Origin of the sequence: Rhodococcus cercidiphylli (assembly GCF_033042225.1) — a bacterium.
GTDB lineage: Bacteria > Actinomycetota > Actinomycetes > Mycobacteriales > Mycobacteriaceae > Rhodococcoides.
Map to the genome: position 1 here is coordinate 459,601 of NZ_JAWLKE010000001.1, position 16,826 is coordinate 476,426.

Below are 16,826 nucleotides of genomic sequence, written 5' to 3' on the forward strand. Positions count from 1 at the left end.
TCGACCAGTTTCAGTGTCGTGTGGTCAGGCTGCCTGACCACCGTCGAGAGCCGGAACCACTTCAGTCGCGCCGGCCTTGCGCTTGCGAGAACGCAGACGACGTTCCACCACGGTGGCCAGCTTCGTCAAAGCGGAGTTGATGATGATCATGATGACGGCGACAATCACCAACGACGGCAGGTAGTTGCTGTAGAACGCGCCCACCTGCTGCCCGGAACGGACGACTTCGACGTAGCCGATGACGTAACCCAGCGCCGAGTCCTTCAGTGCTACCACCATCTGCGAGATGATCGCCGGAAGCATGGCGGTGACGGCCTGGGGGAGCAGAACCAGGAGCATGACCTGGCTCTTGCGCATGCCCAACGCCGACGCGGCTTCGCGCTGGCCCTTGGGCAGGGAATTGACGCCGGCACGCACGATCTCGGCAATGACCGAACCGTTGTACAGGGTCAGACCCGTGACCACCGCAGCCAAGGCCAGGTACTTGACTTTGAAGACCTCGTAGTCGGCGTAGACGGCGTACAGGAAGATCATCAGGATCAGCACCGGAACGGCGCGGAACACCTCGACGAATGCGCCACTGATCACTCGCACGACTCGATGATCGGACAACCTGCCGATACCGAGTACGGCACCGAGGATCAGGGCGAACACGATCGACAGGGCCGCTGCCACCAGCGTGCCCTGAATACCGGGCAACAGATAGGTGGTCCACGTGGTCGATTCGAGGAACGGATCCCACTTCTCAGCGGTCAACTGCCCCTTCGAGTCGAGCGCCCGGTAGATCAGAAACGCGATCCCCAGCGAGACGACTGCAACGACCACGGTCAGAATGCGGTATCGCAGTACCGCTTTCGGGCCCGGGACGTCGTACAGAACTGCTACTGCATCACTCATCATGACACCGCCAATCGCTTGCTGATGTAGCCGAACAGCAACCCGGTCGGGAGCGTCAGGATCATGAACCCGAGTGCGAAGATGCCACCGACGACGAAGATCGCGGCCTCGTTCTCGATCATGTTCTTCATCAGGAACGACGCCTCGGCGACGCCGATCACCGATGCGATGGTCGTATTCTTGGTGAGCGCGATCACGACGCTGCCGAGAGGTCCGATCACGGCTCGGAATGCCTGTGGCAGAACGACGATGGAGATGTTCTGTGTGAACGTCATGCCGAGTGAGCGACCCGCTTCGGCCTGACCGACCGGGACCGTGTTGATTCCGGACCGCAGCGATTCGGCGACGAACGACGCGGTGTAGATGCTCAGACCGAGGATTGCCAGGCGAAAGTTGTTGTCGTCGAGGCCCGTAGGGGACGACTGAGACGCCAGAGAGACGCCCATTGTCTGAAACAGGCCGAACGAGGTGAACAGGATGACCAGGGTCAACGGAGTGTTACGGAAGATGGTGACGTACGTGGCAGCGATTCCACGTGCGATCGGAATAGGAGATACCCGCATGGCGGCGACGATGGTTCCGATGATCAGCGCACCGACGAGTGATGCCAATGTCAGATAGATCGTCGTCAGGAATGCTTCGATCAGTTGATCGCCGTACTTGCTCAATAGATTCACGGTGCTTGTTGATCCTCACGGCTCGGAGAGATCGAACCGTCGTGTCCCGCAAGCGAGGCTTGCGGGACACGACGATCGAGTCGATCAGTAGCGGTCGACTGTCGGCGCTGCGGGAAGCGGGTAGCCCGATGCGCCGACGGTGTCGTTGAAGGCCTGCTCCCAGGCACCGCTGGAGACCATCTCTTCGATGGCGTCGTTGATCTGGTTGCGTCCTTCGGTGTCGTCCTTGTTCAGGCCGATGCCGTAGTTCTCCGTGGTGAACGGCTCACCGACCACCTTGAACTGTCCGGGAGACTGTGCGGCGTAGCCGGCGAGGATGATGTCGTCCGTCGTCACCGCATCGACGGTGCCGTTGCGCAGTGCCTCGACGCAGGCGGAGTACGTGTCGAAGGGCTGGAGCTGCACACCCGGGTACTCGTCGGCGATGTTCTGGGCCGGGGTGGAGCCGGTGACCGAGCACAGACGCTTGCCCTCGAGCGAATCGGCACCGGTGATGTCGGTGTTGTCCTGGCTCACCAGCAGTGACTGTCCCGCCACGAAGTACGGTCCGGCGAAACCGACCTTTTCCTTGCGCGTATCGGTGATCGAGTAGGTGGCGACGATGTAGTCGACCTCACCGTTCTCGATCAGCGTCTCGCGCTGGGCCGAGGGGGATTCCTTGAACTCGATGTTGGCTTCGTCGACACCCAGCTGACCGGCAACGTACTTGGCCACCTCGACGTCGAATCCGCTGAACGTGCCGTCGGGGTTGCGCAGCCCGAGGCCGGGCTGGTCGAACTTGATGCCGACGATGAGGTTGCCGGACTCGGCGCTGGTCGAGATGGTGCGAGCTTCCTCGCCGCCGCCGCAGGCGGTCGCAACGATGGACAGAGCTGCAATGGCAACTCCGAGGCGGATCGGGCGGGTGATTCTCACTGTGAATGTCCTTAAGGATCGGGTGGGGTGAACGGGATGAACGGTGCAGCGGGTCAGTGGCCGAGAATCTTGCCGAGGAAGTCCTTGGCTCGTTCGGACTTGGGGGATTTGAAGAACGTCTCCGGATCGGTGTCCTCGACGACGGCTCCGTCGGCCATGAAGATGACGCGGTCGCCTGCCTTGCGGGCGAAGCCCATCTCGTGGGTGACGACGAGCATCGTCATGCCCTCTTTGGCAAGCGAGGTCATGACGTCGAGTACCTCGTTGACCATCTCGGGGTCGAGGGCCGAGGTGGGCTCGTCGAAGAGCATCACCTTGGGGTTCATGGCGAGAGATCGAGCGATGGCGACACGCTGCTGCTGACCACCGGACAACTGGGCGGGGTACTTGTCGGCCTGGTTGGCGATACCCACGCGTTCGAGCAGAGCCAACGCGCTCTTTTCCGCCTCGTCCTTCTTCTGCTTGCGCACCTTCATGGGCGCGAGCATGACGTTCTGCAGAATCGTCTTGTGCGCGAACAGGTTGAACGACTGGAACACCATGCCCACGTCGGCACGCAGTGCGGCCAGAGCCTTGCCCTCGGCGGGGAGCAGCTCTCCGTCCACCTCGATGGCACCGGAGTCGATCGGCTCCAACCGATTGATCGTTCGGCACAGGGTCGACTTGCCCGATCCGGAAGGACCAACGACGATGACGACCTGTCCGGCCGGCACTTCCAGGTTGATGTCCTTGAGGACGTGCAGATCACCGAAATGTTTGTCGACGGATTTGAGCGAGATCATCGAAGGTGCGCCCGGCGGGGGAGTCGATGCCGGCGCGTCGGTGGCGTGCGTCATAGATCGAAACCCTATGCGTAGTTTCCTCGCCGACCGGTGTTTTCGCCCGTCATCTTCGATTATGTAATGGAAACTTTACTGCCGGTCTGCATCGGCCCTGGACAGTCTCCGGTGGAGCCCTCGACCCCGGCGTGTCGGTCGGTGCGATGGACGTACCCTGGAGGGGTGCAAACGAGTGTTTTTCCGACCATGGACGTGACCGAACGCGGGGTTACCGAGCCCGTACCGCTCACCGACGGGTCGGCGGCAGGTGCCCGCAGCTACGAAGTGCGTACGCACGGTTGTCAGATGAACGTCCACGATTCGGAGCGGCTGTCCGGACTGCTCGAGGAAGCGGGCTACGTGCCGGCGGACTCGGGCACCGACGCGGATCTGGTCGTGTTCAACACGTGCGCGGTGCGCGAGAACGCCGACAACAAGCTCTACGGCAACCTGGGCATGTTGCGGCCTGCGAAGACGCGCAATCCCAACATGCAGATCGCTGTCGGTGGCTGCCTGGCGCAGAAGGACCGCAACACCGTCGTGGAGAAGGCACCGTGGGTCGACGTCGTCTTCGGCACCCACAACATCGGGTCGCTGCCGGTTCTGCTCGAGCGCGCCCGGCACAACGAACAGGCGCAGGTCGAGATCCTCGAATCCCTCGAGGCCTTTCCCTCCACCCTCCCCGCGAAGCGAGAATCCGCCTACGCCGGCTGGGTGTCGATCTCGGTGGGCTGCAACAACACCTGCACGTTCTGTATCGTCCCCGCATTGCGCGGCAAGGAAATCGACCGCAGGCCGGGTGACATCCTCGCCGAGGTACAGGCTTTGGTGGATCAGGGCGTCCTCGAGGTGACTCTGCTCGGCCAGAACGTCAATGCGTACGGTGCCTCGTTCGCCGATCCGGACATGCCCCGTGATCGCGGCGCGTTCGCCTCGCTGCTGACCGCTTGCGGCTCGATCGAGGGGCTGGAGCGGGTGCGCTTCACGTCACCGCACCCCGCCGAGTTCACCGACGACGTCATCGAGGCCATGGCGTCGACCCCGAACATCTGCCCCACCCTGCACATGCCGCTGCAGTCCGGATCGGACCGAATCCTCAAGGCCATGCGCAGGTCCTACCGGCAGACGAAGTTCATGGGCATCATCGACAAGGTGCGTGCGGCCATGCCGCACGCGGCCGTCACCACCGACATCATCGTCGGCTTCCCCGGCGAGACCGAAGAGGACTTCGAGCAGACCCTCGACGTGGTGCGACGGGCGAAGTTCGCCAACGCCTACACGTTCCAGTACTCGAAGCGTCCGGGCACCCCGGCGGCCGACATGCCCGACCAGGTTCCCAAAGAGGTTGTGCAAGAACGGTATCTGCGGCTGATCGCGTTGCAGGAGGAGATCGTTCTCGCGGCCAACCAGGCGCTGATCGGTACCGAGGTCGAACTGCTCGTCGCCACCGGTGAAGGTCGCAAGAACGCAGCAACCCATCGGATGAGCGGGCGAGCCAGGGACGGCCGACTCGTCCACTTCGCCGTGGACGCCGACAGGGCGAGCGAGATTCGTCCGGGTGACGTCGTCACGACCACACTCACTGCAGCCGCCCCGTACCACCTCATCGCCGATGCCGGCGTGCTCACCCACAGGCGTACGGCAGCAGGCGATGCCCACGAACGCGGAGTGATGCCGAAGACGGCACCGATCGGCGTCGGCCTCGGACTTCCCTCGATCGGCGCACCGGCGCCGCTGACGCCAGAGACAGGATGCACCGCATGACAGAGACAGACGGACCCGATCGCGTCGTACCCTCTCGATCCGCAGAGGAACTCGGACGGACCGAGAGGGCGGTGATGACCGAACTGGATCCGGGCGCGCGGGCCATGGTGGTGGCCGGGCTGGTCATGGTCCTGCTGTTCACGTTCGCGTTGCCGCACACCGGATCGGCCAGCGGGTTCGACGTGCTCACGGGCAGCGATGCCGCAGTTGCCGAATCGATCGCGCTGCCGTCGCGCGTCTTCGTCGTGCTCGTGCTCACGTTCGGTGTGGTGATGTCGGTGCTCGCACTCGTCACCCGCATCTGGGCGCTGGCCTGGGCTGCCCTGGCAGGGTGCGCGGTGTCGTCGGTGTACGGAATGTTCTCGATCTGGACGCGGCAGACCGTGCCGGACAACGTGCAGGGCGCCGGACCGGGAATCGGCCTGATCATCGCGTGGATCACCGTCATCGCTCTGACGTTCCACTGGCTCAAGGCCGTGTGGAAGAAGACGAACGCCCAACTCGCCGCCCAGGAGCAGCGACGCATCGCGGCGGCGTCGGGTGAACAGAAGCTACGACTGTGGGACGGCCACTCGGCCCCGTAGGCCCGAACGGCCGTCCTCGGTCAGCGAATCACAGTTCGTCGACTCACAGCTCGTCGACGGCGCTCTCCGCTGCGTCGGCCCACTCGCGCCACTGCTGCGCCTGTGCCAGCGCACGCTCGGCATCCTTGGTCTTGCCTGCTGCGGTCGCCTTCGCAGCCTGATCCTCGAACTGAGCCACCCGTTCGCGGAACTGGGCCGCGCGGGCAACGGCCTCGGGGTCGGAGCGACGCCACTGCGACTCGACCGCGTCGTGCACCGACTTCTCGATCGCGCGCAGTTTGCCTTCGAGTTCCTGCATCTTCTCGCGCGGGACCTTGCCGATTGCATCCCACTTGTCCTGCAGATCGCGCAGCGCCGAGCGGGCAGCGTCGAGGTCCTTGCTCGGGTCGATGTGGGTCTTGGCCAGCAGGGCTTCCTTGGCCTCGGCGTTGGCCTCGAACTCGGCGTCCCGCTCGGAGGCCGCGGCGTTACGGGCGGCGAAGAACACGTCCTGTGCGGCCTTGAAGTTCTTCCACAGAGCGTCGTCGGCATCACGAGGAGCGCGGCCGGATGCTTTCCACTCCACCAGCAGATCGCGGAACGCAGCTGCGGTGGGACCCCAATCGGTGGACGACGACAGGGCTTTGGCCCGCTCGACGAGTTCTTCCTTGCGAGTCTTGGCCGCACCGCGCTCACGATCGAGATCGGCGAAGTGCGCGCCGCGGCGACGATTGAAGTTTTCCCGAGCCTTCGAGTACCGCTTCCACAGGGCATCGTCGATCTTGCGGTCGACCCCGCGAATCGTCTTCCACTCGTCGAGGATTTCGCGTAGCCGATCTCCCGCGTGCTTCCACTGGGTCGATTCGCTGCCGATCTGTTCGGCTTCGACTGCGAGAGCTTCCTTGCGTGCCGTGTGTTCGGCGCGTTCGAGCTCCTTCTCGTGCTTGGCCACCGCTGCTGCGGCATCCGAATGCTCGACGACCGCGTCGAGTCGCCTCGCGAGCAGATCGAGGTCACCGATCACTGCCGCAGTCGGCAGGCTCTCCAGCAGCGCGGACGCTGCGGCCTTCGTCTTCTTGGCATCGCCTGTACCGGAGGTCAATCGAGCTTCGAGCAGACCGACCTCGGTGGCCAGATCGTCGTAACGCCGACCGAAATGGGCGAGCCCTTCCGCTGCGTCTCCGGCTTGCCAGGACCCGATCTGCCGCTCGCCGTCGGAGGTGGTCACCCACGCCGTACCGTCGTCGTCGACTCTGCCGAACTTGCTGGGATCGCTCGCAGGCGTGACCGCCGGGATTGCCGTGGGGACGTGGGAGGGCGTGGGGTGAGGTTTGGCACCGGCCGAACTGCCGGGCCGAGGAGAACCGGCACCTGGGCCCGCGGGCCTGGGTCCACCACCGGGCTTCGGTCCACCGCCCGGCTTGGGTCCACCTCCGGGCTTGGGTCCGCCGTGGTTCGCCGCATCGGGAGCGGTGGCACCGGGGGGCTGGGCGGGTGCATCCGAGGACGGAGCCTCGGGGGTGGTGGGGGTACCGGCGTTCGGGTCGGTCATTGTTCCTCATCTCTGCCGCGCGTCACGGCTGCCTCAATCGCGATCTGGACACCATTGAACTAGGTGACGACCGATCGGACCATTGAAACAGCTCAGACGACTCGAGGTGGACCCGTCCGGCCAAGTCGCACCAGCGACTAGCGTGGTGCTCGTGTTTCGTGCCGCGGCCCTGGTGCCCTCTCCGCCGTTGTTGGTCCCCGAACTGATGGGCGCGGGGGAGGCCGAGACAGCAGATCTTCGGGTCGCCGCCGTCAGCGCGACGACACACCTGACGTCGACGGTCGACCGCTGGATCGCCGTCGGCGTCGATCGCACGTCCTCCACGTTCGGCGAGGCCACTATCGGCACGTTTCGGGGCTTCGGAGTCGACGTGGTCGTGAGCCTGTCCAGCGCCGCGGATCAGACTGGGGCAGACCCGGACCTGCCGCTGGCCGTTCTGATCGCGGGGTGGCTGCGAGGACAGGCTGCGCCCGACGATCCGGTCGAGGTCCGCACGATCCCGGCCGATGCGAGCCCCGAGTGGTGCGCGGAGTTCGGCGAGGAGCTGCGCCGAGAGTTCGACGCCTCGGCGGAGAGCTGGGGCGTTCTGGTGCTGGCAGACGGGGCGAACACGCTGACTCCGAAGGCCCCCGGATCGTTCGACGAGCGCGCCGAGGAGGTCCAGCGCCGGATCGACGATGCCCTCGCGGCAGCGGACGTCGACGCGTTGGCCGGTCTGGAACCGGACCTGTGCGCATCGCTCGGTGTCAGCGGCCGACCGGCGTGGCAGGTGCTGGCAGCACTCGCCGGAGCCGATGCGAAGACGACGACGGAGCTCTACCGAGGTGCCCCTTTCGGCGTCGGATACTTCGTGGGGACCTGGTCTCGTGACTGATGGGGCGAGCGATCCGGCCACGACTCCGGTCGCGATCATCGGCCCGACGGCCGCAGGCAAATCCGACCTGGCTCTCGATCTGGCCGAGACATTCGGCGGTGAAATCGTCAATATCGACGCGATGCAGCAGTACCGGGGAATGGACATCGGGACCGCGAAACTGCCAGTCGCTCAGCGGCGCGGGATTCCGCACCATCAACTCGATGTGCTCGAGGTCACCGACATCGCCACCGTCGCGCGGTATCAAGCGGCTGCGGTCGCCGACGTCGAGGACATTCGATCGCGCGGATTGCGACCGATCATCGTCGGGGGGTCGATGATGTACGTGCAATCGTTGCTCGACGAGTGGGCCTTTCCGGCAACCGACCCCGTCGTGCGGGCGAAGTGGGAAGCAGTCCTCGATCGCAACGGTGTCGAGGAGATCCATCGCGCGTTGACGGCCGCCGATCCCGAGGCTGCCGCATCGATACTGCCCACCGACGGCAGGCGCATGGTCCGGGCGCTCGAGGTGGTGGAGCTGACCGGGCAGCCGTTCGCGGCCTCGGCTCCGAAGATCGGCGCACCTCGCTGGGGCACGGTGGTGCTCGGAGTCGACCGCGACACGGCCGAACTGGACGAGCGGATCGCCGAGCGCACGCGACAGATGTTCGAGACCGGACTGCTCGACGAGGTGGAAGGGCTGCTCGGTCTGGGGCTGCGTGAGGGCGTCACCGCGTCGCGCGCGATCGGGTACGCGCAGGCTCTCGACGTGTTGGCGGGGGAGTACGACGTCGAGTTCGCGCGGGAACGGACGTTCATCGGAACCAGACGCTACGTGCGACGCCAACGCTCGTGGTTTCGCCGCGACGACCGTGTCCGTTGGCTCGACGGTGCGTCGCCCACGCTGATGTCGGACGCCCTGTCCGCGATCGACCCCGCGTAACGGAACCCCCGTAGACTCGCGGCCATGCACTTCGCCAAAGGCCATGGAACTCAGAACGACTTCGTCGTACTGCCGGATCCGGCAGCCGAGCTCGAACTCACCAGGTCGGCGGTCTCGGTGTTGTGTGATCGACGCCAGGGCCTCGGTGCCGACGGCATCCTTCGCGTTGCCCGGGCCGGGGTGCTCCGCGATGCAGGCGTACTCGATCGCATTCCGTCGGGTGTCGAGCCCGAGGACTGGTTCATGGACTACCGCAACGGCGACGGCACCATCGCCGAGATGTGCGGCAACGGCGTCCGCGTGTTCGCGCACTACCTGCGGGTACACGACCTCGAGCAACGCGATCAGTTCGTGGTGGGTTCGCGTGCGGGCGCACGCGCTGTGACCGTTCACTCGTTCGACGACACCGACGCCGATGTCACCGTGGCGATGGGTGACGTCACTCTGATGGGCTCGAGCTCGGTGACCCTCGCGGGCGGAACGTACGAGGGCGTCGGAATCGACGTCGGCAATCCGCACCTGGCCTGTGTCGACGGTTCGTTGACGCGCGCATCTCTCGGTGCCCTCGACCTGTCCGCACCGCCGACACTGGACTCCGAGTTCTTTCCCCGCGGCGCGAACGTCGAGATCCTGACCAGGCTCGACGACGGTGCCGTCGAGATGCGTGTGTTCGAGCGTGGCGTCGGGGAGACGCGATCGTGTGGAACCGGAACCGTGGCGGCGGCCGCGGCGGCGCTGTCCTACGAGGGTCTCGAGACCGGGGAGGTGAGCGTCGGTGTGCTCGGCGGTCGGGTGCGCGTGAACATCGATCACGTCGGTGCCACTCTGCGCGGACCGTCGGTGCTGCTGGCCCGCGGCGAGATCGACGACCGGTGGCTGAAGGCTCAGTCCTGACGATCGCCCCGGCCTCGGCATCCGCCCGGACCGAAACCCGCGTGCATACGCTGGGCTTTTCGTGGATCATGGGTGACGTATGACGAACTCACATGAAACATCCCCTGCGGGCGAACCGGTCGACGACAGTCGCGACGAGGTCGACGGTGCTCCCGAAACCGAATCCGCCTGGACTCGCGAAGAGTCCGACGCGTGGTCGAGGCGACTGGCTCGGTCTCCGCTGAACGACGAGAACTCCCCGTCGTCCGGCGACATGCAGCTCGAAGACCGCACCGCGCTGCGTCGAGTGGCCGGACTGTCCACCGAACTCACCGACGTCACCGAGGTCGAGTACCGGCAGCTGCGCCTCGAACGCGTCGTGTTGGTCGGAGTCTGGACCACCGGCACGGCCGCGCAGGCCGAGTCCAGCATGACCGAACTGGCTGCACTCGCCGAGACCGCCGGCTCGGAGGTACTCGAAGCGCTGATGCAGCGACGCGACAAGCCCGACGCCGCGACGTACATCGGTTCCGGCAAGGCCAAGGAAGTGCGTGACATCGTCCTCGCGACCGGTGCCGACACGGTGATCTGCGACGGTGAACTGACGCCTGCTCAGCTCAATGCGCTGGAGAAGGTCGTCAAGGTCAAGGTCATCGACCGCACCGCGCTGATCCTCGACATCTTCGCCCAGCATGCGACCTCGCGAGAAGGCAAGGCGCAGGTCGCCTTCGCCCAGATGGAGTACATGTTGCCCAGGCTCCGCGGCTGGGGTGAATCCATGTCGCGGCAGGCCGGTGGACGTGCGGGCAGCAACGGTGGTGTGGGTCTGCGCGGACCGGGTGAGACGAAGATCGAGACCGACCGTCGACGCATTCGTGAGCGAATGGCCAAGCTGCGCCGCGAGATCAAGGGCATGAAGCAGGCCCGCGACACCAAACGCGAACAGCGCCTGAGCGGTACGGTGCCGTCCATCGCGATCGTGGGATACACGAACGCGGGCAAGTCGAGTCTGCTGAATGCACTGACCGGATCCGGTGTGCTGGTCCAGAACGCGTTGTTCGCCACCCTCGATCCCACCACGCGCAAGTCGACCCTCGAAGACGGCCGCGAGATCGTGCTGACCGACACCGTCGGCTTCGTTCGGCACCTTCCGACTCAGTTGGTCGAAGCGTTCCGCTCGACACTCGAGGAAGTCACCGATGCAACCCTGCTGCTGCACGTGGTCGACGGATCGGATCCTCTTCCGATCGATCAGATCAAGGCCGTGCGCGAGGTGATCACCGAGGTGGTTCGCGAGCAGGATGCGAAGATGCCGCCGGAGTTGTTGGTGGTCAACAAGATCGACGCTGCCGATCCGGTGCAGCTGACCCAGCTGCGCGGATTGCTCGACGGCGCCCGGTTCGTCTCGGCCAAGACCGGCGAGGGAATCGACGCCCTGCGAGATCACCTGGCCGAGATCCTCTCCGAGCCGGACGTGTTGGTCGACGTACTCGTGCCGTACACCCGTGGCGATCTGGTCGCGCGCATCCACACCGACGGCCGGATCGTGAAATCCACCCACGAGGAAGAGGGCACGCGCGTGGAAGCGCGTGTGCCGCAATCGCTCGCGGCGGCGTTGGTCGAGTTCACGGCAACCGTTCCCACCGCCTGATCTCGGTGGGGCCACGGCTGGTGGTGTGCGGAGCGGCCGCGGCTGCGGTCGCCACGACGGTCGCGTTGTCGGTGCCTGCCTTCGCCGCTCCGATCGAGACCGAAACGTATTGTCGACCAACCGATCCTGGTCTCGCCGAGTTGTCAGGCCTGACCTCGATCGACGGGGTCCTCTACGCAATCGGCGACAGCGGAGCCGATGATCGGGTCGCGGCGCTCGGTGCCGACTGCACGGTCGAGCGATGGATCGACGTTCCCGTCGACCCGTACGACGTCGAAGACCTGACCTCGTACGACGGCTCGCTGTGGTTGGCGGACATCGGCGACAATCAGATGCGACGCGACACAGTGGCATTGACGCGCATGGACCCGGCATCGGGTGCGGGCGAACTGTACCGACTGACCTACCCGGACGGCGCACATGACGCCGAGGCGATCCTGATCGAGCCCGGTGGTAGACCGGTGATCGTCACCAAGGAACTCTCGGGCGTGAGCGGGGTGTACGTACCTGCAGGCGACGAATCGGTCACCGATCTGAGCAGCCCCGGGCCGACGCCGATGCGCAAGGTGGGAGACCTGGCGTTCACCGCAACGGACACGGTCGGTGGGCCGCCGTTCGTGGTCGGATCGATATTGGCCACCGGGGGAGCGGTGAGCGCCGACGGCAGCGTCGCCGCGGTGCGCACGTACACCGACGCGTACCTGTTCGATTCTTCCGCTGGCGATATCGCGTCCGCGCTGGTCGATCCTGCCACGCCACGGGCAGTGATGGCATTGCCCGATCAACCGCAGGGCGAGGCACTGGCGTTCCTCGACGACGGAAGTCTGCTCCTCGCATCGGAAGCGGGTTTCGCTCCGACGGACGGAAGCCTTCCGCCGATTCTTCGATTCACGGATGCGTTGTCTCTCGAGTTCGCTGTTCCGGAGCCCACCGCCGCCGAATCCAGTGCGCCGGAGTCGGTGTCGCCGACCTCGAGCGCAGATCAGTCGCCGCAAACGCCAGCAGCGACGGACTCGGAATGGTCATTCCGAGCGGCCGTCGCTGCCGGTGTGGTGCTGATCGCCGGAGCGGTGGGATTCACCGTCCGGCGATCGATGCGTTCTCGTTAGGCGTCGCAGGAGTGGAGCCTGCGGAACGACCTAAGCGTCCAGGTCTGCTTCGACGAGTGCGACCACCTTGTCGAGTGCTGCCTGGTCGTCGCTGCTGACGGTGACTTCGGTGCCCTTGGTGGCGCCGAGCGTCATGATCATCAGGGCCGAACCTGCATCCACCGGCTCCGAGTCGGCCACTGCGAGGGTGACGTCTACGCCGGCTTCGGCGACGGCGTCGGCGATCAGGGCTGCGGGGCGGGCGTGCAGACCGATCGAGGATCCGACGGCGACTGTGGTGCTGGGCATGGTGCTCCTTCGTAGTGGGGTTGTTGCGATCGTAGCGAGTGTCAGACGGTGGCGAGTGCGGGATCGAGTTCGGCGTCCGACGGGGCGTTCTTGCCCTTGACGAACTGCTTGGCCGAGACGACCAGGAACGCGGAGACGATGGTGCCCGCTGCCAGCGAAAGGATGAACCACAGGATGTTTCCGATCGCGAAGAACACGAAGATGCCGCCGTGCGGTGCGCTGAGGGTGACGTCGAACGCCATGATCATCGCACCGGTCACTGCGCCGCCGGCCATCATCGAGGGGATGACACGGAAGGGGTCGGCTGCGGCGAACGGGATTGCGCCCTCGGAGATGAATGCAGCTCCCAGGAACCATGCGGCCTTGCCGTTCTCGCGCTCGGCTTCGGTGAACAGGCGTGCGCGAACGGTCGAGGCGAGTGCCATGGCCAGTGGCGGCACCATTCCTGCGGCCATGACCGCTGCCATGATGCGCAGCGACGCGGTGTCGGTGACAGACAGGCCTGCGGTGGCGAATGCGTAGGCTGCCTTGTTGACCGGTCCGCCGAGGTCGAAGCACATCATCAGGCCGAGAATGATGCCGAGGATGATGACCGAGGAACCGCTGAGGCCGTTGAGCCAGTCGGTGAGTCCACTGGTGATCGCGGCGAGCGGCTTGCCGAGCAGCAGGAACATGATTGCGCCGACGATGAGTGTGGCGAACAGCGGAATGATGACGACCGGCATGAGTCCGCGCAGAACTGCGGGGATCTTCCATTTGCTGATCCAGAGTGCGACGAAGCCGGCGATCAGACCACCGACGAGACCGCCGATGAAGCCTGCACCCACCAGAACGGCCACCGCACCTGCGGTGAATCCCGGTGCCAGACCTGGTCTGTCGGCAATGGCGTAGGAAATGTAGCCGGCCAGTGCGGGCACCAGGAAGCTGAACGACAGCGCGCCGATCTGGAAGAGCACGGCACCGAGGTAGGCGGCGATTCCGCCTTCGGGCAGCGAGGTGATGGAGTTGTTGACGACGATGTCCTCGGCAACTCCGGAGATCTCGTATCCGCCGAGCAGGAAGCCGAGAGCGATCAGCAGACCACCGGCAGCGACGAACGGGATCATGTAGCTGACGCCGGTGAGCAGGATCTGGCGGATGCGGGTGCCCCAGCCGAGTTCACCTGCGGAGTCGTTCGAGCCGGCAGCCACTGCGGTACCGCCGACGCGAGCTGCGTCCGGGTTCAGTGCAGCGCGTAGGGCTTCGGTGAGCATGACGTCGGGCTCGTTGATGGCGCGCTTGACGCCCGAGGAGATGACGGGCTTGCCGGCGAAACGCTCGCGGCCCTTGACGCCCACGTCGGTGGCGAAGATGACTGCTTCGGCTCCGGCGATGATCTTCGGGTCCAGCGGCGTGCTGCCGCTCGAGCCCTGGGTCTCGACGTGCACCGTGACTCCGGCGCGCTCACCGGCGGCGACGAGGGAATCGGCAGCCATGTAGGTGTGCGCGATTCCGGTGGGGCAGGCGGTGACTGCGACGATGTGCTTGGGGGCAGTGGCCTCGGCCGGGGTGGCGGCCGCGCTGTGCTCGGCGGTCGACACGGGAGCTGCCGCAGTGGTCGTAGCGGCCGGCTTGGCAGCAGGGTTGATGACGCCGTCGACGAGCGTGACGATCTCGGTTGCCGAGGACGCGTTGCGCAGCGAGGTGACGAACTCCGGCTTGACCAGGGCGCGCGCCAGGCTGGAGAGCAACTTCATGTGTGCCGATCCGGCACCGGCCGGCGCGGCGATGAGGAACACGAGGTCGGCGGGGCCGTCGGGGGCACCGAAATCGACCTTGGGATTCAGTCGGGCAAATCCGAGCGAGGCCGAGGTGACCGCTTCGGAGCGGCAGTGCGGGATGGCGATGCCGCCGGGCAGGCCTGTTGCAGACTGCGCTTCGCGGGCCAGAGCGGCGTCGCGCAGAGCATCGGTCTCGGTTGCGCGACCCGCGGAAGCCAGAACGCCTGCGAGGCGTTCGATGACGGCTTCCTTGGATTCGCCGAGATCGGCGTCGAGGAGGATCAGATCCTCGGCGATGATCTGCTGATCTTCGGTGGGGGTGGACATTGCAGGCTCCTAGAGACGATTCGAAGAAGGGGAGAGCGTGGACGGGGTGACGGAGGTGGGGATGTCGAGCGCACGGACCGTCACCGAATTCGGGTGGGTCTGCTCGGGCAGTGGAAGCGTGGTGCCTGGAAGCGCGGTTGCCGCCGTTCCGTAGGCGACGGCGCGGCGAAGTTTGTCTGCGTCGGAACAGTTCTCGGCGTCGGCGAGGATGTAGCCGGCGAGCGAGGAATCGCCTGCGCCGACCGTGCTGACCGCGGTGATCGGGGGTGGGCTGGCGTACCAGGATCCGTCCTCGGTGACGAGAACGGCTCCGGCGCTGCCGAGAGTGGCCAACACCGCGCCGACACCTCGGCCGAGAAGGATGGTGGCGGCTGCGATCGCAGCCGTCGGATCACCCTGCGCCGCTGCGCTTTCCAACTCTTCGGAATCGTACCCGGTGAGTTGGGCGAGTTCCTCGGAATTGGGTTTGATCAGATCGGGTGCCGACGCCGGGAAGGCCGCCGCGAGAGCGAGCAGTGGCTCGTCGGAGGTATCCACCGCAACTTTCGCCGACGTGGCACGCAGCGCCGTGACGAGCTCGGCGTACCAGTCGACGGGCAGACCGGGCGGAAGCGAACCGGAGAGCACCACCCATTCGGCATCGACTGCGAGAGAGAGGATTCGCTCCCGCAGCTCGGTGCGGGTCTGCTCCGACACCGTCGCACCGGGCTCGTTGATCTTGGTGGTGGTGCCACCGACCTCGCTCACCGTGATGTTGGTACGGGCCGGCCCCGACGTCGGAACGGCGGAGTACCGCACGCCCTTGTCGGACATCGCGTCGAGCAGGGGGTCTCCGGCATTGGCCGGGAGTACGGCCATCGCGTCGATTCCGGATCCGCCGAGGACACGAGCGACGTTGACGCCCTTGCCACCCGGGTCGGAGACCGACGTCGATGCCCGGTGCACGCCCCCGCGAACCAGTGGTGTGTCGAGCGTGACCGTGCGGTCGATGCTCGGGTTGGCCGTGAGTGTGACCATCATGCGATCACCACCTCGATTCCTTTGTCGCTGAGCTTCTTACGGTCGTTGTTCGAGATGTCGCTGTCGGTGACGATGACGTCGATGGACTGCACTCGGGCGAAGCTGACGAGGTGCTCGCGTCCGATCTTCGACGAATCTGCGAGCACCACAACGTGGTTGGCTGCATCGACCATCGCGCGCTTGACGGCTGCCTCGTCGCTGTCCGGGGTGGACAGGCCGTGCCCGACGCTGATGGCGTTGGTACCGATGAACGCGACGTCCACCCGTAGCCATTCGAGGGCGCGCAGTGCTTCGTCGCCGACGGCAGCCTGGGTCGTTCCGCGCACCCGCCCGCCGAGCAGTCGAAGACTCACGCTCGGCATGGTTGCGGCCCGGGCGGCGATCGGCACCGAGTTGGTCACCAGAGTCAGCTCGCGGTCGTGGGGAAGCAGGCCCGCCAACCGGCCCGTCGTGGTGCCCGCGTCGAACACCGCACTGCCGCCCACCGGTGGCAGGAAGGACAACGCCGCGGCTGCGATGGCGTCCTTCTGGTCGGCGCGGGTGAACTCTCGCTCGGAGACGCCGGGCTCGAGTGTGGTCAGTGCGGACGCGGGTACTGCTCCACCGTGGACGCGGCGGACGACTCCCATTCGGTCGAGGGTGGCGAGATCGCGTCGCACGGTTTCGGTGGTGACGCCGTACGTTGCAGACAGATCGTTGACGGAGACGCGGCCGTGCGTGCTGATCAGTTCGGCGATGGCGTGTTGGCGTTCTTCGGCGTACACCTGCGTCTCCTTCCCGGTTGATGTTGCTTTATGTTGTTTTACGCCCGTGTGT

At 65.7% G+C, this 16,826-nt stretch carries 16 protein-coding genes; 7 read left to right on the plus strand and 9 right to left on the minus strand.

Annotated elements, in window-relative coordinates; genetic code table 11:
- Positions 1–24 precede the first annotated feature (24 nt).
- The 4 genes from R3P95_RS02225 to R3P95_RS02240 form a co-directional block, all read right to left on the minus strand.
- Complete coding sequence (locus R3P95_RS02225) at positions 25–897, minus strand: amino acid ABC transporter permease (protein ID WP_068050696.1); 873 nt, start codon at positions 895–897, stop codon at positions 25–27.
- Positions 897–1,574: an amino acid ABC transporter permease gene (locus tag R3P95_RS02230; protein WP_149405920.1), complete on the minus strand. Its 678-nt coding sequence runs from the start codon at positions 1,572–1,574 to the stop codon at positions 897–899. The genes R3P95_RS02225 and R3P95_RS02230 overlap by 1 nt, the downstream gene beginning before the upstream one ends.
- 84 nt (positions 1,575–1,658) lie before the next feature.
- Complete coding sequence (locus tag R3P95_RS02235; protein WP_094688752.1) at positions 1,659–2,489, minus strand: glutamate ABC transporter substrate-binding protein; 831 nt, start codon at positions 2,487–2,489, stop codon at positions 1,659–1,661.
- Between the two features lie 53 nt (positions 2,490–2,542).
- A complete protein-coding gene (locus R3P95_RS02240; protein ID WP_188078645.1) occupies positions 2,543–3,271 on the minus strand; it encodes an amino acid ABC transporter ATP-binding protein in 729 nt (242 codons plus the stop codon).
- Between the two features lie 243 nt (positions 3,272–3,514).
- Between R3P95_RS02240 and miaB the strand changes: the two genes are divergently transcribed.
- Positions 3,515–5,071 (plus strand): tRNA (N6-isopentenyl adenosine(37)-C2)-methylthiotransferase MiaB, encoded by a 1,557-nt coding sequence (gene miaB / locus R3P95_RS02245; RefSeq protein WP_223145642.1) that lies wholly within the window; start codon positions 3,515–3,517, stop codon positions 5,069–5,071.
- Complete coding sequence (locus R3P95_RS02250; RefSeq protein ID WP_068050689.1) at positions 5,068–5,655, plus strand: Rv2732c family membrane protein; 588 nt, start codon at positions 5,068–5,070, stop codon at positions 5,653–5,655. Before miaB ends, R3P95_RS02250 begins: the two co-directional genes overlap by 4 nt.
- 43 nt (positions 5,656–5,698) lie before the next feature.
- On the opposite strand, the gene R3P95_RS02255 is transcribed toward R3P95_RS02250, so the two are convergent.
- Entirely contained in the window at positions 5,699–7,186 is a 1,488-nt protein-coding gene (locus tag R3P95_RS02255; protein ID WP_149405918.1) for a DUF349 domain-containing protein, read from the minus strand.
- Positions 7,187–7,337: 151 nt separating this feature from the next.
- On the opposite strand from R3P95_RS02255, the gene R3P95_RS02260 reads away from it, so the two are divergent.
- The 5 genes from R3P95_RS02260 (at position 7,338) to R3P95_RS02280 (ending at position 12,615) form a co-directional block, all read left to right on the plus strand.
- Entirely contained in the window at positions 7,338–8,060 is a 723-nt protein-coding gene (locus R3P95_RS02260) for a class III extradiol dioxygenase subunit B-like domain-containing protein (RefSeq protein WP_317547211.1), read from the plus strand.
- Positions 8,053–8,982, plus strand: a complete 930-nt coding sequence (gene miaA, locus R3P95_RS02265) for a tRNA (adenosine(37)-N6)-dimethylallyltransferase MiaA (RefSeq protein WP_149405916.1) — start codon at positions 8,053–8,055, stop codon at positions 8,980–8,982. Before R3P95_RS02260 ends, miaA begins: the two co-directional genes overlap by 8 nt.
- 24 nt (positions 8,983–9,006) lie before the next feature.
- A complete protein-coding gene (dapF, locus tag R3P95_RS02270; RefSeq protein WP_149405915.1) occupies positions 9,007–9,876 on the plus strand; it encodes a diaminopimelate epimerase in 870 nt (289 codons plus the stop codon).
- Positions 9,877–9,955: 79 nt separating this feature from the next.
- Positions 9,956–11,506 carry a GTPase HflX gene (gene hflX, locus R3P95_RS02275; protein WP_094642047.1) on the plus strand — a complete coding sequence of 517 codons (1,551 nt, stop codon included), beginning with the start codon at positions 9,956–9,958 and terminating at the stop codon, positions 11,504–11,506.
- 5 nt (positions 11,507–11,511) lie between these two features.
- Positions 11,512–12,615, plus strand: a complete 1,104-nt coding sequence (locus tag R3P95_RS02280; protein ID WP_149405914.1) for a hypothetical protein — start codon at positions 11,512–11,514, stop codon at positions 12,613–12,615.
- A gap of 30 nt (positions 12,616–12,645) precedes the next feature.
- Here R3P95_RS02280 and R3P95_RS02285 read toward each other — a convergent pair whose 3' ends face one another.
- The 4 genes from R3P95_RS02285 to R3P95_RS02300 are packed head-to-tail and all read right to left on the minus strand — an operon-like array spanning position 12,646 to position 16,774.
- Positions 12,646–12,903, minus strand: a complete 258-nt coding sequence (locus R3P95_RS02285; protein WP_068050678.1) for an HPr family phosphocarrier protein — start codon at positions 12,901–12,903, stop codon at positions 12,646–12,648.
- A 41-nt stretch (positions 12,904–12,944) separates the two neighbouring features.
- Entirely contained in the window at positions 12,945–14,990 is a 2,046-nt protein-coding gene (locus tag R3P95_RS02290) for a PTS fructose transporter subunit IIABC (protein ID WP_149405913.1), read from the minus strand.
- Between the two features lie 9 nt (positions 14,991–14,999).
- A complete protein-coding gene (locus tag R3P95_RS02295) occupies positions 15,000–16,010 on the minus strand; it encodes a 1-phosphofructokinase family hexose kinase (RefSeq protein ID WP_149405912.1) in 1,011 nt (336 codons plus the stop codon).
- A complete protein-coding gene (locus R3P95_RS02300) occupies positions 16,007–16,774 on the minus strand; it encodes a DeoR/GlpR family DNA-binding transcription regulator (protein ID WP_068050675.1) in 768 nt (255 codons plus the stop codon). Before R3P95_RS02300 ends, R3P95_RS02295 begins: the two co-directional genes overlap by 4 nt.
- Positions 16,775–16,826: the final 52 nt, after the last annotated feature.

Coding starts and splice junctions, on each gene's coding strand:
- R3P95_RS02225 (WP_068050696.1), bottom strand. CDS start 897: ATGAGTGATGCAGTAGCAGTTCTGTACGACGTCCCGGGCCCGAAAGCG.
- R3P95_RS02240 (WP_188078645.1), bottom strand. CDS start 3,271: ATGATCTCGCTCAAATCCGTCGACAAACATTTCGGTGATCTGCACGTC.
- miaB (WP_223145642.1), top strand. CDS start 3,515: ATGGACGTGACCGAACGCGGGGTTACCGAGCCCGTACCGCTCACCGAC.
- R3P95_RS02250 (WP_068050689.1), top strand. CDS start 5,068: ATGACAGAGACAGACGGACCCGATCGCGTCGTACCCTCTCGATCCGCA.
- R3P95_RS02255 (WP_149405918.1), bottom strand. CDS start 7,186: ATGACCGACCCGAACGCCGGTACCCCCACCACCCCCGAGGCTCCGTCC.
- dapF (WP_149405915.1), top strand. CDS start 9,007: ATGCACTTCGCCAAAGGCCATGGAACTCAGAACGACTTCGTCGTACTG.
- hflX (WP_094642047.1), top strand. CDS start 9,956: ATGACGAACTCACATGAAACATCCCCTGCGGGCGAACCGGTCGACGAC.
- R3P95_RS02285 (WP_068050678.1), bottom strand. CDS start 12,903: ATGCCCAGCACCACAGTCGCCGTCGGATCCTCGATCGGTCTGCACGCC.
- R3P95_RS02290 (WP_149405913.1), bottom strand. CDS start 14,990: ATGTCCACCCCCACCGAAGATCAGCAGATCATCGCCGAGGATCTGATC.
- R3P95_RS02295 (WP_149405912.1), bottom strand. CDS start 16,010: ATGATGGTCACACTCACGGCCAACCCGAGCATCGACCGCACGGTCACG.